1 protein-coding gene is annotated in these 1,854 nt (G+C 75.2%); it reads right to left on the bottom strand.

What is annotated here, in order from left to right:
• Positions 1 to 1,854 (bottom strand): condensation domain-containing protein (locus PUR71_RS08740; protein ID WP_329925810.1); only part of this gene is annotated, 1,854 nt, incomplete at both ends.

Raw genomic sequence — 1,854 nt, 5'->3', positions numbered from 1 at the left:
CTGGACGGCGAGCAGGGCGACGAGCAGTTCCGCGGTGCGCGGGAGGGCGACGGCGACGTAGCCCTCGGCCCTGGCGCCGCGCTGGAGGAGCAGGCGGGCCAGCCGGTTGGAGCGGGCGTCGAGTTCGGCGTAGCTGAGGCGCTCGTCGCCGCTGATCACGGCGGTGGCGTCCGGCGTCGCGGCCGCCTGGCGGGCGAAGCCCACGAGCAGCGGCTCCAGTTCCGGCGCCACCTCCGCCTCGCCGGCCCACGCGCCCAGGACCGGCGCCTCGCCCACCGGTTCGCCCAGCCGCAGGCGTCCGACCGGCTCCTCCGCGAGCGCGGCGGCCTCGCCGAGCAGGCGGACGAAGGTCGCGGCGAGCGCGTCCACCCGGTCCTGGTCGAGCAGGTCGGGCCGGTGTGCGAGGTCGAGGCCGAGCGAGCGGCCGAGGCTCACGGTGAGGCTCAGCGGGTAGTGCGTGGACTCGTGGTTGTCGCCGCCCACGATGCCGAGCCCGTCGGCGGCGGTGCGCAGCCCGTCGGCGTCGAGCGGGTAGTTCTCGAACACCACGAGGGTGTCGAAGAGTTCGCCGAGCCCGGCGATCCGCTGGAGGTCGGCGAGCGGCAGGTACTGGTGGTCCATGAGGCCGGCCTGCTGGTCCTGGAGGCGCTCCAGCAGGGCGCCGAAGCGCTCCGCCGGGTCGAGCGCGACGCGCACCGGCAGGGTGTTGATGAACAGGCCGACCATCGACTCGACGCCCGGGACCTGCGGGGGACGGCCCGAGACGGTCCCGCCGAAGACCACGTCGTCCCGGCCGGTCAGGCGGCCCACCACCATCGCCCACGCCGCCTGGACCACGGTGTTGACGGTGACCCCGCGCTCCCGGGCGAAGCGGGCCAGTGCGGCCGTCCGCTCCTCGGGCAGCTCCAGCCGGGTGCGGACCGGCAGGACGGGGGCGCGGGTCGGGTCGGGGGCGGCGAGCAGCGTCGGCTCCTCCAGCCCGTCCAGCACCTGCCGCCAGGCCGTCTCGGCGGCGGTGCGGTCCTGGCCGGCGATCCAGTCCAGGTACTCGCGGTAGGGCGTCACCCGGGCGAGTCCGGCGGCGTCGCCGTGCGTGCCGTAGAGGGCGAACAGCTCGCCGAGGAAGACCGGCATCGACCAGCCGTCCAGCAGCAGGTGGTGGTGGCTGACGACCAGCCGGTGCCGGTCGGCGGCGGTGCTGATGAGGGTGAAGCGCATCAGCGGGGGCCGGTCGAGGTCGAAGCGCCGGGTGCGGTCCTCGACGGTCAGCCGGTCGGCCGCCGCCGCGCGTCCGTCCTCGGGCAGGTCGGTGAAGTCGACCTCGTACAAAGGGAGTTCGACGTCCGCCGGGATCACCTGGAGCGGCGCGTCGAGGCCGTCCTGACGGAACGCGGCGCGCAGGTTCGGGTGGCGGGTGAGCAGGGCGCGCAGCGCCGAGCGCAGCGCTTCCCGGTCCACGGATCCCTCGATGTCGAGGGCGAGTTGGACGGTGTAGACGTCGTGGCCGTCGGTGTCGTAGGTGGCGTGGAAGTACAGGCCCTGCTGGAGCGGGGAGAGCGGGAGGAGGTCGGCGAGGGGGCCGTGCTCGGCCTCCAGGCGGTCGATGTGCTCCTGCGAGACCTCGACGAGCGGGCGGACGTCGGACGGGGTCAGGCCGCCGCCGGTGGTCGCGGCGAGGGTGCGCAGGGCGGTGAACCAGGCCTCGGCGAGCTGGCGGACGCGCTCCTCGGTGAGGAGCCCGTCGGGCCAGGACCAGTCGGCGGTGAGCTGCGGGCCCTCGGCGGTGTCGAGGGTGGCGGCGTTGAGGTCGACGGCGTGGGCGAGCGGCATGGCCGGGTCGCGGCCGTCACCGAG

The sequence above is a fragment of the Streptomyces sp. SP17BM10 genome (assembly GCF_036322405.1).
Classification (GTDB): Bacteria; Actinomycetota; Actinomycetes; order Streptomycetales; family Streptomycetaceae; genus Kitasatospora.
The sequence above is the reverse complement of the archived record's forward strand: the minus strand, read 5'-3'. Positions and strand labels throughout refer to the sequence as shown.